We start from the raw sequence: 13,019 nt of genomic DNA, 5'->3' as shown, positions 1-13,019 counted from the left end.
TACCCAAGAATACCTCCTGCGCCGCGGCGATGTCGGTCGCCTGCCGGATCGACGCCTTCATCCGCCCCAGCGCCGCTCCCAGGTCGGCGACCGGTATGTCCCGCCGACCAAGGGGACTAGCGGGCTGGTGCCGGCCGATCCCAAGACGACATGGTCGCGGCGGTTCGGGGATTGCGAGGGCAAGACCGTGAGGCTGATTGCGGGCTATGGCGTACCGTCCTGACCGACCGCACCGACGCAAAACCTGTGTCCGAGCCTGTGCTGGTTGGTCAGGCGTCCAGTTCCGAGGACGGCTACGCGGTCGGCACCGTCCCGACGACATGGGCGATATTTCCGTTCGATACCATGCATCTACGGAAGGATCGGAGAGAATCGCCATGATGCGTTAACCATCGCCGGGTAGGGCCGCAGTCGGACTTTGAGAAAGTATACGATGCCCCGACGCATACGTGCCCTGCTGAACGCGCTGAGCGACAAGGTTACCGCGCATGCCGATCAGGCGGAGGCGATCGCCGGGCGGACCAACCTGCTGGCGCTGAACGCGACGATCGAAGCCGCGCGCGCGGGCGAGGCGGGACGCGGGTTCACGGTCGTCGCGCAGGAAGTGAAGCATCTGGCGGCAAGCGCGCGGAGTTCGGCCCGCGCGTTTCGCGACGAGGTCCTGCATTATCTTCAGCACGGCGCGGTGATCGCGAGCGAACTGGCGAAGGACATGGAATGCGGGCGGCTCGCCGACCTTGCCCAGTCGATCGCGGATACGCTGGCGCGCACGCTGTACGACCGCTCGATCGACGTTCGGATGCTGGCCACCGACCATTCGATCAGCGAAGCGCTGCTGCTCGGCCGATCGTCGCCGCAGATCGAGGCGCGCGCGTTGAAGCGGTTGCAGTCGCTGCTGAACTGCTCGCCCTATTTCCTGAACGCGTTCGTCGTCGACGCGGAGGGGCATGTCGCGGTCTGCGCGCACGCGAACGCTGCCGTCCGCACGGTGAATTTCAAGAATTACGACCAGTTTCGCAGCGCCATGTCCGCGCCGCTCACCACCGAATGGATGACCGACGCGGTGTGGAGGAACCCGTGGTCGAGCGACCGCAACGTGCTGATCTACGTCGCGCCGATCCGGATCGAAGAGGTGACGATCGGCGCCTGCTATCTCGAATTCGATTTCGAGGGCCAGGCGGCGGCGGTGATGAACGTCATCAATCGCACCGCTGCCAACGCCGTCGCCACCATCATAGACCGCGCCGACCGCGTCGTCGCAACGACGGGACGCTACGCCTACCACAGCACCTATCCCCATCCGATCGCCGCTGGCGGAACAATGGTCCAGTCGTCCGACGGTCTCAACATCGCCCAGGCAGCCGTCGTATCCAGCTACGGTATCAGCGGGATCGATCTGAGATGCGTCATCGAGGAGCATGTCGCGACGGATGACGAAATCAGCCGGGCATTGATGGGATAGGCCGCATGCGACGCCGAACCATATTGCAGCCTTTCCCTATCGAAATCTTCGTTCGACCTTGGCCTCGGATCACCAATGAAAGCGCGATCGGGGGCATTTCGAGCGAAGCCGGCGCCTAATGGATTTTGCGTAGGCGCTGGAAGCCCAGCAAGACGCCGGTGAGGCTAAACAGCAAGCCGAGCATCAACGGGATCAGCACGACGATCCGATGCAGCAACGGGCGCGTGGCGAGGCCGGGCACGTTGAAGGTGTGGAGCGCATAATAGATCCAGGCGTAGCGGGCTCGGCTGTCATCCATCACCGTCAGCAATCGACCGTCGACGCCATCCGCGTAGACATCGGGAAGCGCATTGCCCCTTAGCGTCACGCGCACGGCGGTCGCGGGCCAGCCCTCCGCCAAGGCATAGGTCGCGGTCGGATCGATCGGGGAGACGCTGAAACCTGACGCGTCGGGAAATGCGACGAGCACCGCCTTGCCGATCCTGTCTTGAAGCGTCGCGGGCGCTATCCGCGTATAGTCGCCATCATAGGTCAGTGCCGTTCCGTCGGGTTGCCGCGCGACCGAGAGGCTCCGGCCGCCGACAACCGTGTAGTCGAGTTGCCTGGTGCCCGCCGGAATGGCCATCGGCAGGTCGTTCGGCAGCGCGGTCGCCAAGGGGGCTCCAGCATAGCGCGTTGCCTGTTCGGCGCTCGGCTGGCCGCGCGAAAAGAGGCGGCCGTGGTCCATCGACAGCCAGCCGCTGAGCGTCCAGCTCAGCACGAATACGCTCGCGAACAGGCCAAGCAGATGGTGCCACCGCATCCAGCGCTGGCGGTACGGGGTCAGCGACGGCGTGCGCAGACGGCGCGCCGCGAGCATGCGTATGATGCCGAGGATCGTGCCGGCGATCGCCACCAGCAGCGCGACGAACGACAGGATCCAGACCGTCCGGTCCCACGCGGTGAAGCTCGACCGCAGCGGCGTGAAATACGCCCAGTGCAGCACCGCACCCACCCAGTTCCAGCCGCGATCGGCGGCCGTGGTGCGCTGGACCAGTTCGCCGGTCTTCGCCGAGCGATAAAGGCTCGTCCCGCGTCCGTCGGCGAGGTCCAGACGGTAAAAGGGGCGGAGCGGATCGAAGCGGTTGTGGACGACCCACTGGTCGTAGGTGATCGCGACCGGGGTCGTCGTGCCGGGTGATGAACGTCGGTCCGCAGCGATGTCTTCGGGGGTAAGATCGCCCAGCCGCTGGCCCGATCGCGCATCGATCGCGATCGTCCCGCCCGGCGTGGTGGCGATATACGCCGGCGCCCCGCCCCGCTGGACGAGACGCAACGCGGTCGGCTGGCCGGCGGCGACCGCTGCACCACGCGGCGAGATCGCCACCGCGCCCAAGTCGATAGGCGCCTCCAGTCGCACCTGGTCGGCGTGCGACAGCGACGGAAACGGCTTGAACAGCAATACCGCCCCGCTCGCGAACCAGAGCGCGAAGATCAGGCAGGTCGCGACGCCGAGCCAGCGGTGGAACCAGACGAGCGTCTTGATCGCCTGACGCCGCCGCGCGCTCGCCCTAGAAGCGGGCAAGGACGCTGACCTCGAACCTGCGCGGTTCGCCCAGCATGACCTGCGCGGGGTAGTAAATGTCTGCCCACTGCACGAACGTCTTGTTCCAGACATTGTTGATCCGCCCGGTCAGCGACCAGCGCGGCGTCAGCGCATAGGTCGCGTAGACGATCCCCGTCGCATAGGGTTTGAGCACGAGGTCGTTGGCGGTGTTGCCGTAGCGCTTGCCGACATATTTGACGCCGCCGCCCGCTTCCAGCGGCAGTCCGCCGATATGCTGCACCGTCGTCCAGATATTGCCGACCCAGGCCGGGACGTTGGGCGGCGTGTTGCCCGACGCGGCGATCCCGTAGTTCGGATCGACGAAATTGGCGTATTTCGCGTCGACATAGGTGCCGCTGGCGATCACCGCCCACGCTGGAGTCACGCGCAGTTCGCCCGACGCTTCGATCCCGCGCGAGCGCTGGCTGCCGATATTGCTGACGGTATCGACCGCGACCAGCGTCAGGATGTTCTCGCGCTTGATGTCGTAGGCCGCGAGTGTCAGCGTTCCGCGGCCGTGCAGCAGATCGGCTTTCAGCCCACCCTCGAACTGCCGCGACGTGCTCAGGCCGAAATTCTGGTTGGCGTTGACCAGGAAGATGTTCGCGCCGACCGGATCCTTGCCGGTGCTGTACGACGCGTACGCGGTGACGTTTGGCGTGACGTCATACACCAGCCCGGCGCGCCAGTTGAACAGCCGGTAGGTGCGATCGAAGCTCGACCCGGCGTTGAAGCTGCCGTCGACGTTGAAATTCTCGCGCGTCAGATACAGCCGCTCGGCGCGCAGGCCCGTGACCAGCTTGAGCGAGGGCGTGAGCGCGAGCGCATCCTCGCCGAACAGCGCGATCTGGTCCCAGCGGGTCGGTGACACGCGCTTGTCGATCGCGCCGAAAAGACCCGGGCTCGGGTTCAGCGGATCGACGCTGTCGCCATCGGGAAAACCACGGCTGCGGATGAAGTCGAGATGGCTGTAGTCGATGCCGGCGACCAGCGTGTTGTCGAGGCCGAACAGTTTGTCCTTGTGCGTCAGGCTGAACTGATCGCCGAACAGATCCTGGTTGTGGAACACGAAGAAGCGATCGCGGTCGATCAACTTGGTGGCCGCGTTGAACACATAGTTCTCGGCGTTGATCCATTGCCGCTCGGCATGGAAATAATAGGCGGTGTTCGACAGCGTGAGGTGCTCTGAGGGCGACCAGTTCACGACGAGCCGCGGCCAGACCTGCCAGCTCTTGGCCCGGTTGTCCGCCACGTTGTAATTGGTGAAGCGCGTGCGGCGATCGACGACATAGCCGTTGCCGGTCGACAGGATCCCGCCGATCGGATCGGCGGCGAACGAGGCCGGGACCAGCGGCGTGCCGAAATAGGTGGACAGAGTGTCCTTGAGATAATCGACGCTGAATTCGATCGACAGCGTGTCGCGCGGCTTGAACAGCACCGCGCCGGTGGCGTTGAACGAGGTGGAACCGGCGCGATCGACGAAGCCGTCGGTGCGATGATAACTGACGTCGGCGCGGGCGGCGAGCGTGTCGCCGAGGCGGTGATTGCCACCCAGCCCGATGCTTGCGGTGTCGAACGACGCATAGGAGGCGAGCGCCTGGAGGCTGTCGGCGGTGAAGTCCGGGCTCTTGTTGACGATGTTGACGGCGCCGCCGATCGCGCCCTGCCCGTAGAGCACCGACGCCGGCCCCTTGAGCACGTCGATGCTGGCGATGTTGAAGGTGTTGCCGGGGCGATTAATCATGTTCGCCGGCCCGAGATACAGCCCGTTGTGCAGCACCGTGATCTGCTCGCCGGTGAAGCCGCGCATCGAGAACAACGAGGGATCGCCCGGCGAGCCGCCCGAGGTGACGCCCGGCAGGCTGACCGTCGCCTCGTCGACGGTGCGGAACCCACGCGTGAGGATCTCGTCGGCACCGATTTGGTCGATCGTGGCAGGCGTCTCGCGGATCGACAGGCCGAGGCGGCTCGCGGTCGGCGTCGCGACGTCGAGCTGGCGCAGCCGCCAGCCGGTTACGGTAATCTCCTCGCCCGCGGCCGGTACGGACAGCGGCGCGGTCGGCGTGGTGTCCTCGGCAATCGCCGCCGTCGAGGCGCCGCACAAGGCGGCCGCGGCGGCACCGCGTACCCATGAATCCATGATCGTCGTGCGCACCGATATCCCCCGTTGTCGTGTAGTCGCCCCGCCCCTGCGGTCGTCGTGGTCGTCAGCCTCTGTCCGGGATCAGTCCACCCTCTGCCCCTAGGGTCATCGCGTCCTCTCCGACCAGACCGAAATGCTCGAGCCCCAGCGTCATGAGCGTCAGCGTGCCGCGCAGATCGGCTTCGTCGAGATCGCGGGTGATGAACACGATCCGGCTGCGGCGGTCCTCGCTCGGCCACGCGTCGAGCCGGACCGGCGGGTGGAAGATGTGCTGGACGCCGTGGATCACCATCGGTCGATCGACACCCTCGACGTTGACGATGCCTTTCACGCGCAGGATGTCGGCGCCCTTGAACATCGTCAGGATGCCCAGCCAGCGCTCGAACGCCAAGGCTGGAATGGGGTCGTCGAAGGTCAGGCAGACCGAGCGGATCCGGTCGCCGTGGCGATCGACGTCGTGATGATGGTGGGCGTGATCGTTATGCCCGTGATGGTGGTCGTGATGATGGTCGTCATGATGGTGGGGGGCCGGGCTCGTATAGGCTTCGGCGTTCAGCCAGCGGCGGACGTCGTGGCTCTTGGTCGTCGGATCATACAGCCCGGCCTCGAACAGCAGGTCCGGATCGACCGCGCCATCGATCGCCACCGTGATCGGCGCCGCGGGGTTGAGCGCGTGCAGCCGCGCTTCCAGCGCAGCACGCGCGTCCGCACCGGCCAGATCGGTCTTGGTCAGCAGCAGCCGATCGGCGACCGCCGCCTGTTTGATCGATTCCTCCTGCGCATCGAGTGTCGCCATCCCGGTCGCGGCGTCGACGGTGGTGATGACACCGTCGAGCCGGTACAGCGTCTGCAGGCGCTCGTCGGTCATCAGCGTATGCAGGATCGGCGCCGGATCGGCGAGACCGGTCGTCTCGATCACCACCCGGTCGAACCAGCACTTGCCGTCGCGCGCGAACCGCCACGGCGCCTCGCGCAGCGTCCGCAACAGGTCGCCGCGGATGGTGCAGCACAGGCAGCCGCCCATCATCTCGACGACCATGTCGTCCTGGCTGCGGACGATCAGGTCATGGTCGAGCCCGATCGAGCCGAATTCGTTGATGATGACGAGCGCGCGCGCCATCCGCGGATCGCGCACCAGCCGATTGAGCACGGTCGTCTTGCCGCTGCCGAGAAAGCCGGTGAGGACCGAGACCGGGATCAGCGCACCAGGTCCGGTGACCAGACCGGTCATGCCGCGCCTTCCAGAGCGGGACGACCGGCCTTGCGGGCGATCCAGGCACCGCGGGCGAGCAGCACCGCGACGATGGTGGCAGCGCCGACGCCGATCGCGGTGAAGGTCCGGTCGTCGAGGTCGAGCGCGAAGCCCGCGGCCTCCGACGCCGCGAACAGCGCCATGCCGTAGGACAGACCGACGATCAGCCAGCCGACCGCGCGCCGATACCGCATGACCGATCCGCCTGCACCGCGACCCGCCCGCTGGCTCGAGCGCAGCAAGCGGCTGACGATCTGGCTGTCCAGCGTATCGGCGAGCACCATGCCGATTGTGAAGGCCAGCGCGATACCGGCGGCGGCGGCGGGCCCGCCCCGCGTCGTGGCTGCCGCGCCCCAGGCGGCCGCCTGGGTCGCGGTGTCGAACACCAGCCCGAACACGACGCCGATCGCGACGACCGCCGCCGGGTGCGTGCTCGACCGCAGCGAGCGCGGCACCAGCCCTGCCCGCCACCCGACCGGCGCATACGCACGGTGTCGCAGCAGCGCGACGAGATTGAGCGTGCCGACCAGGATCAGCAACGCGATCACCATCGTATCGACCAGCGTCGCGGTCCAGCGCGGCACGACGATCCAGTGCGCGAACAACGACACCCCGATCGCCACGACCGCCACCGCGAGGCTGTGGCCGAGCGCGAACAGCGTGCCGGTCCAGGGCGACAATCGAGGCCGCTCTTCGACCATGCGGAAGACGATATTGTCGATCACCGCGACGTGATCGGGATCGAGCCCGTGGCGCAGGCCGAGCACGAACATCAGGCCCAGCGTGGGCAGTGCGAACGAGGGATCTGTCATGCCATGTCTTCCGAGATAGTGTCGGGGTCTTCCGAAATTGGGTCGGGCGCCGGTTCCGAGGCGACGATGCCACGCGCGGCCAGCTTGGCGAGGCGGCGAGGCAACTCCGCCTGGATCCCCAGCAGGGTCGGCCGCGCCGCCTTGCGCCAGCCGCGACACTCGACCTGCGTGCGCCCGCAGGCGACGCACCAGCCGGTGCGCCCATCGAAGCGGCAGATATCGACGCACGGGCTCTTCATGCGCGCGCGGCCATGTCGAGGATGCCGATCCGGCCGTCCTCGTCGCCCCAGCCGAGCCGGGTGCCGGCATCGTTCCAACTCAGCGCGGTAATGGCGGCGCCCTCTTCATCGACCAGCAGCGGGCTATCGTCGCCGGTCTGCGTGAGGACGACGACGCCATCGTCATATCCAATCGCCAGCAAGTCGCTGCGGGGATGGAAGGCGACGCGCGTGACGATCGCGCCCCGCCGCTCAGCCAGCAGCAACGGCGGCTTGTCCATCGGGCCGTTCTTGCCGTCGAACGACCATAGGACGGCGCACGCATCGCCGCTGGTCGCCAGCCATTTGCCGCGGCGATCCCACGAGAAGCTACGCGTCTTGGCGACGTAGCCCGACATCCGCATGTCGCGCAGATCGGGAAGCCGCCAGCCGTGGAGCCCAGTCTCCTGCAACGCGGTGACGACATAGCGGCCGTCCGTGCTCATCGTGCAGGCGAGGTGCGAGCCGATCCAATCGAGCGCGACGCGGCCGCTGCCGGCGGTCGCGGCATAGAACAGGCTGACGCCGCCATAACGCGCGACGGCCAATCGCTTGCCTTTACCGTCGAGTGCCAGGCCGCCGATCGTCGAACCGATCGCATAGCGGTGCGAGGGTCCGGCGGCGCCGGGCGTCCAGACCACCGCTTCGCGACCGACGCCGGCGACGATCAGGCCCGAGGCGGGACTCGCCACCAGATGCTCGACCCAGCGTCGGTCGAAGCGGCCCAACTCCAGAACCTCGCCATCCGCCGTCACGCGGCATACCCGGCCATCGTCGCCGCCGGTGACGATTGAGCGTCCGTCGGGGTGACGGCACGCCGCCAGGATCGCGCCGCCGTGCACCGGATGCGCGGCGACCTCGCCCGCATCGGTCATGTGCCGCACGCTGCCGTCGCCGAGCGTCAGCAACGCGTCGTCCCCGAGCCACAGGATCGCGGTCGGCTCCGCGCCAACCTCGACACGGCGGCCATGGCTTTGCACCAGCGTTTCACGCATCGCGTCGATCATCAGTTGGCAGGAACCGCGCAGGTCTCGAACCCGGCGCGCAAGGCGACCGGATCGAGGTTGCGGCCGATGAACACCATCCGGCTGGTGCGGACCTCGTCCGGCTTCCAGTCGCGCTGATGATTGCCGTCGAGCAGCATGTGGACGCCCTGCACGACATAGCGCTGGTCCTCGTCGGGGAACGACAGCACGCCCTTCAGCCGCAGGATGTCCTGCCCCTGGACCGCGGTCAGGTTGCGCAACCATGGCATGAACAGCTCGGGCCGGATCGCCGTCGCCGAACTCAGCGATACCGAGGTGATCGAATCGTCATGCTCGTGATCGTCGTCCGACAGGAAATCGGGTTCGATCTCGAGGATGCGGTCGAGGTCGAAGGCACCGCGCTCCAGCACCTCCTCGAGCGGTACGACGCAGTTCTGCGTCTCGTGCAACCGCGCCTGGCCGTTGATCGTGCGGATGCGCTGGCGCACCACCTCAAGCTCCTGCGCGGTCACCAGATCGGTCTTGTTGAGCAGGATGACGTCGGCAAACGCGATCTGCTCCTCGGCCTCATGGCTGTCCTCCAGCCGGGCGAGGACATGGCGCGCATCGACCACGGTCACGATCGCATCGAGGCTCGCCCGGGCGCGCACGTCGTCGTCCATGAAGAAGGTCTGCGCGACGGGGGCGGGATCGGCGAGGCCGGTGGTCTCGATGATGATCGCATCGAAGCCGTCCTTGCGCTTCATCAGCCCCTCAATGATGCGGATCAGGTCGCCGCGGACGGTGCAGCAGATGCACCCGTTGTTCATCTCGAACACCTCTTCGTCGGCGTCGACGATCAGGTCGTTGTCGATGCCGATCTCGCCGAATTCGTTGACGATGACCGCATATTTCCGGCCGTGGTTCTGGCTGAGGATGCGGTTCAGGAGCGTCGTCTTGCCCGCGCCCAGATAGCCGGTGAGAACGGTGACGGGGATGGTCGGTGATGCCACTGAGCGAATCCTATGCGATGATATAGCATCACCTATATGGCCTATTTTCGAACGCGGCAACGGTGGTGAAGGCGTTCCCCCTGCGGTAGCGGCATCAACTAGAGGAGCCCGGTTCACCGTAACGCGATGAATTTCGCGGTCACGATATGAGCGGGCACCAGATGACTGGCCTCATAAAGCAGCGATGAACTGCTTCAGTGCGGACGACCAAGTCAGACTATCGCGATTTCGTTAGTGACCAAAAGGCCAAAGCTCCCGTTGAGCCGGCGGGCGATGGCAATGACCAAGCCGCACAATGACATCCGCTGTCCTCGACGCATCGGCGGTTATGGCTCAGTTCGGGATGAACCTAGTGCAGACAAGCGCGGCTTGCAAAGACCGCATGCGATTGCCGGCTGACGATTGAGGCCGAAGTGGCCAGTCCGAGCGGCCGAGCCATACGCCTATGCCTTATCTGTTCATGCAGGCTTCAGACGTCGTTATCAGGTGTCCGGTTTCTATATTACCGGCCTGTTTGAACGGGTTGTAGTGTACCAATTTAGTTGCTGCTTCGGGCTATACCCAACGAGGCGCGGCAGTGTCGCCCCCGTGTCACCAGTGCGTGTCGAATTCGTCCAGAGGCATATTGCGTTCTAGCAAGGCATAGAGCTCCAACAGGTATCGGTCGATAGGATCAGCGACCGACAGGAACCTCACCATCATCGCTGATACCGCATCAGCGTGTCGGCGAAAGCGCGCTCCAAATATCTCGCCAGCGTGTGGCGCCGCGCCTGATCTCGTCTCTGTATCGGAGGCTACAATCCCTGGTTGCCTTCGTGCTGGTTTGAACGCGAATGACGCCGAATTATGGTTTGCAGTCCAATGCGCGCGTAATCGCTGCCGCAGGTTCCGTGTGCGTCGGACGTGGTGAACCGAACCGCCACTGTCGATCAGCGAATAGGTCCCGGGCGCTGCCGGATGCCTCCGGCGTCAAGAGACGCATTTAGTTACGTCGGACGGACTGAGGCATAGGAACCTCAATGATTTTAAAATCCATGCAAAACAATGACTTGCGCGTGGGGGTGGCGGAGCGGGTGGGATTCGAACCCACGATACGCTTTTGACGTATACTCACTTTCCAGGCGAGCGCCTTCGACCACTCGGCCACCGCTCCGCATTGCTCTGGAAGCGGGTCTGCTAGTGCGGGTTTCGCCCGCGCGCAAGCAATTGCGTGCGGTGATCGGCTGGGGCAGTCTGCGGGGATGTCGAATATCCTTATCGCCGCCATGCTTGCGCAGGCCGTTCCGGCCGCCGCGACGCTCCCGTCCGATCCGGTTGCGGCGGACTGGGTGGCGGTGCCGGACGACGAACTAATGGTGTTCACGCTGGCCAATGGGCACCGGTTCACAGTGCGGCTCGCGCCTCGCTATGCGCCGGTGCACGTCGCGAACATACGCAAGTTGGCGCGGGCGCATTGGTGGGATGCTGGGACGAGCGTCTACCGATTGCAGGACAATTATGTCGCGCAATGGGGCGATGCGACCGAGAAGAAGCCGCTTGTCGCTGGCGTCGTTGCCAATCCGCCCGCGGAATATTCGCATGCCGGGCCGACGACGGTGGCGCGGCTGTCGCAGCGCGATCCTTATGCCGAATGGGCGGGGTATAGTCGCGACGGGTGGCCGCTCGCGGGCAATGGTGCGACCGAGTGGGTGCCGCATTGCTATGGTATGGTCGGCGTCGCGCGCGATCTGGCGCCGAGCACGGGGAGTGGCGCCGAGCTGTATACCGTGATCGGGCATTCGCCGCGTGCGCTGGATCGGAACATCGCGGTGGTCGGGCGGGTGATCGACGGGGTCGAGTGGCTGTCGTCGCTGCCGCGCGGGACGGGGGATTTGGGGTTCTACAAGACCGACGGCGAGCGCAGCCCGATCGTGTCCGCACGCCTTGCGAGCGAACTGCCCGCCGCCGAGCGACCGCGTTTCGAGTATCGCGCGGCGGACAATGCGCGGTTCGTGGCGTGGATCGCCTCGCGCGAGAACCGGGCGGGGCCGTTCTTTACGGTGCCTGCCGGGGGCGCCGACATCTGTGCCGCGCTGCCCCCGGTGCGCAAGGCGCCCTAGCGGATGACGGGCGGCTTGCCGAACAGGCCGGCGTTATAGTCCTCGATCGCGCGGACGATCTCTTCGCGGGTGTTCATGACGAAGGGACCGTGGGAGACGACGGGTTCGCCGACCGGGTCGGCATGGCCGTAGAGGATCGTGGCGGGGGCTTCAGTCTCAACAGTGATGGTGTCGCCCTCGTTGCCGAATGTCGCGAGGTGGTGGGGCTTGATCGGCGTGCCGTTGGCCGTGGGGGCGCCGGCGACGACGTAGAAGAAGACCGCGCGGCCGGTTGGGGCTGGTAAGTCGAGTTTGGCGCCGGCTTCGAGTTCGACGGTCATCATCGCTACGTTCGTCAGCGATTCGATCGGGCCGCGCTGGTCTCCGAAGCTGCCCGAGATCAGGTTCACAGTGCCGCCGTCGACCGGGATCGCGGGAATGTCCTCGCGCTGGAGGCCGGTATAGGCGGGCTTGGTCATCTTGAGCCGACCGGGGAGGTTCACCCAAAGTTGCAGGATCTCCAGCGGACCGCCTTCGCGCTTGAATGATGCGGGCGAGATCTCCGCATGGATCAGGCCCGAGCCCGCGGTCATCCACTGGACGCCGCCTGCGCGGATGACGCTTTCGTGGCCGCCGCTGTCGAGATGCGCCATCTCGCCCTTGAGGATGAAGCTGACCGTCTCGAAGCCGCGGTGCGGGTGCGGGCCGAACGGCAGGCCGCTGTTGCCGGGGCGGTAGGTCTGGGGCCCGTGATGGTTGAGGAACAGAAACGGATCGACCTGCGGCAGGCCGGGGCCCGGCAGCGGGCGTCGTGTCACCAGGTCGGCGATATCGTCGCGCTGGGCGGGGTACTGGTTGAGGACGTGGCGCATGTCAGGAGGCCTCACGGTCGGCGGTGGTGGGCCGCGCGATGTCGGCGAGTAGGTCGTCTATGCCATCGACGAGGAAGTCGAGCGTGCGCTGATCGGTCAGGCGACCGTCGGCGATCTTCTCGTGCACCGCGCCGACGACGGCTTGTGGGCGCAGGACGGTGCGGGCGCCGATCGAGGCCAGCGTCTCGTTCAGTTGCGCGTGGGCGCGTGCGCCGCCGACTGCGCCGGGCGACGACGTGAGCGTGAAGACGGGCTTGCCCGTGAGCGTCGCCTTGCCGTGCGGTCGCGAAGCCCAGTCGAGCGCGTTCTTCAGGACGCCGGACATGCCGTGGTTGTATTCGGGGGAGGCGATGATGATACCGTCGGCCGCGCCGATTGCCGCACGCAGGGCTGCGACGGCGGCGGGGGGCGTGTCGGTGTCGGCGTCCTGATCATAGAGGGGCACGTCGTTCAGCGCGAAGACCGTCAGCGCGGCCTTGTCAGTGATCGCTTCGCCAAGCGTGGTCAGGATCGCGGTATTGTACGAGCCGCGGCGCAGGCTGCCGGAGATCGCGAGCAGGACGGGAAGGGCCATGGAGTT

Annotated in this window: 11 protein-coding genes and 1 tRNA gene; 2 read left to right on the top strand and 10 right to left on the bottom strand. The window is 66.1% G+C overall.

Annotation, left to right across the window (positions count from 1 at the left end):
- Positions 1-433 precede the first annotated feature (433 nt).
- Positions 434-1,462 (top strand): cache domain-containing protein, encoded by a 1,029-nt coding sequence (locus C8J44_RS15005; protein WP_121905143.1) that lies wholly within the window; start codon positions 434-436, stop codon positions 1,460-1,462.
- A gap of 115 nt (positions 1,463-1,577) precedes the next feature.
- On the opposite strand, the gene C8J44_RS15000 is transcribed toward C8J44_RS15005, so the two are convergent.
- The 8 genes from C8J44_RS15000 to C8J44_RS14965 form a co-directional block, all read right to left on the bottom strand.
- Positions 1,578-3,026: a PepSY-associated TM helix domain-containing protein gene (locus tag C8J44_RS15000; RefSeq protein ID WP_259466886.1), complete on the bottom strand. Its 1,449-nt coding sequence runs from the start codon at positions 3,024-3,026 to the stop codon at positions 1,578-1,580.
- Positions 3,013-5,202 (bottom strand): TonB-dependent siderophore receptor, encoded by a 2,190-nt coding sequence (locus C8J44_RS14995; protein WP_259466885.1) that lies wholly within the window; start codon positions 5,200-5,202, stop codon positions 3,013-3,015. The genes C8J44_RS15000 and C8J44_RS14995 overlap by 14 nt, the downstream gene beginning before the upstream one ends.
- 52 nt (positions 5,203-5,254) lie before the next feature.
- Entirely contained in the window at positions 5,255-6,421 is a 1,167-nt protein-coding gene (locus C8J44_RS14990; RefSeq protein WP_121905140.1) for a GTP-binding protein, read from the bottom strand.
- Positions 6,418-7,254 carry a nickel permease gene (locus C8J44_RS14985; protein ID WP_121905139.1) on the bottom strand — a complete coding sequence of 279 codons (837 nt, stop codon included), beginning with the start codon at positions 7,252-7,254 and terminating at the stop codon, positions 6,418-6,420. Before C8J44_RS14985 ends, C8J44_RS14990 begins: the two co-directional genes overlap by 4 nt.
- The gene (locus C8J44_RS14980; protein WP_121885637.1) at positions 7,251-7,493 is read right to left on the bottom strand and encodes a DUF1289 domain-containing protein; all 243 of its coding nucleotides are present in this window, start codon (positions 7,491-7,493) and stop codon (positions 7,251-7,253) included. Before C8J44_RS14980 ends, C8J44_RS14985 begins: the two co-directional genes overlap by 4 nt.
- On the bottom strand, positions 7,490-8,518 hold the full coding sequence (locus C8J44_RS14975; protein ID WP_121905138.1) for a WD40 repeat domain-containing protein: 1,029 nt from the start codon (positions 8,516-8,518) through the stop codon (positions 7,490-7,492). Before C8J44_RS14975 ends, C8J44_RS14980 begins: the two co-directional genes overlap by 4 nt.
- Positions 8,518-9,489, bottom strand: a complete 972-nt coding sequence (locus tag C8J44_RS14970; protein ID WP_220683121.1) for a GTP-binding protein — start codon at positions 9,487-9,489, stop codon at positions 8,518-8,520. The genes C8J44_RS14975 and C8J44_RS14970 overlap by 1 nt, the downstream gene beginning before the upstream one ends.
- A 1,062-nt stretch (positions 9,490-10,551) precedes the next feature.
- Positions 10,552-10,642: transfer RNA gene (locus C8J44_RS14965), tRNA-Ser, on the bottom strand.
- A gap of 88 nt (positions 10,643-10,730) precedes the next feature.
- Between C8J44_RS14965 and C8J44_RS14960 the strand changes: the two genes are divergently transcribed.
- Positions 10,731-11,588 (top strand): peptidylprolyl isomerase, encoded by an 858-nt coding sequence (locus C8J44_RS14960; RefSeq protein WP_121905137.1) that lies wholly within the window; start codon positions 10,731-10,733, stop codon positions 11,586-11,588.
- On the opposite strand, the gene C8J44_RS14955 is transcribed toward C8J44_RS14960, so the two are convergent.
- Positions 11,585-12,439, bottom strand: a complete 855-nt coding sequence (locus C8J44_RS14955; RefSeq protein WP_121905136.1) for a pirin family protein — start codon at positions 12,437-12,439, stop codon at positions 11,585-11,587. The genes C8J44_RS14960 and C8J44_RS14955 overlap by 4 nt on opposite strands.
- Before the next feature lies 1 nt (position 12,440).
- Entirely contained in the window at positions 12,441-13,013 is a 573-nt protein-coding gene (locus tag C8J44_RS14950; protein ID WP_121905135.1) for an NADPH-dependent FMN reductase, read from the bottom strand.
- Between the last annotated feature and the right edge of the window lie 6 nt (positions 13,014-13,019).

Source organism: Sphingomonas sp. PP-CE-3A-406, assembly GCF_003688625.1.
In the GTDB taxonomy this organism is placed as follows: Bacteria; Pseudomonadota; Alphaproteobacteria; order Sphingomonadales; family Sphingomonadaceae; genus Sphingomonas.
This window is presented reverse-complemented; position numbering and strand designations above follow the sequence as displayed.

Excerpts from the sequence above, each read along its gene's own strand:
- C8J44_RS14960 (WP_121905137.1), top strand. The coding sequence starts at position 10,731 with ATGTCGAATATCCTTATCGCCGCCATGCTTGCGCAGGCCGTTCCGGCC.
- C8J44_RS15005 (WP_121905143.1), top strand. The coding sequence starts at position 434 with ATGCCCCGACGCATACGTGCCCTGCTGAACGCGCTGAGCGACAAGGTT.
- C8J44_RS14955 (WP_121905136.1), bottom strand. The coding sequence starts at position 12,439 with ATGCGCCACGTCCTCAACCAGTACCCCGCCCAGCGCGACGATATCGCC.
- C8J44_RS14990 (WP_121905140.1), bottom strand. The coding sequence starts at position 6,421 with ATGACCGGTCTGGTCACCGGACCTGGTGCGCTGATCCCGGTCTCGGTC.
- C8J44_RS14950 (WP_121905135.1), bottom strand. The coding sequence starts at position 13,013 with ATGGCCCTTCCCGTCCTGCTCGCGATCTCCGGCAGCCTGCGCCGCGGC.
- C8J44_RS14980 (WP_121885637.1), bottom strand. The coding sequence starts at position 7,493 with ATGAAGAGCCCGTGCGTCGATATCTGCCGCTTCGATGGGCGCACCGGC.
- C8J44_RS14985 (WP_121905139.1), bottom strand. The coding sequence starts at position 7,254 with ATGACAGATCCCTCGTTCGCACTGCCCACGCTGGGCCTGATGTTCGTG.
- C8J44_RS14975 (WP_121905138.1), bottom strand. The coding sequence starts at position 8,518 with ATGATCGACGCGATGCGTGAAACGCTGGTGCAAAGCCATGGCCGCCGT.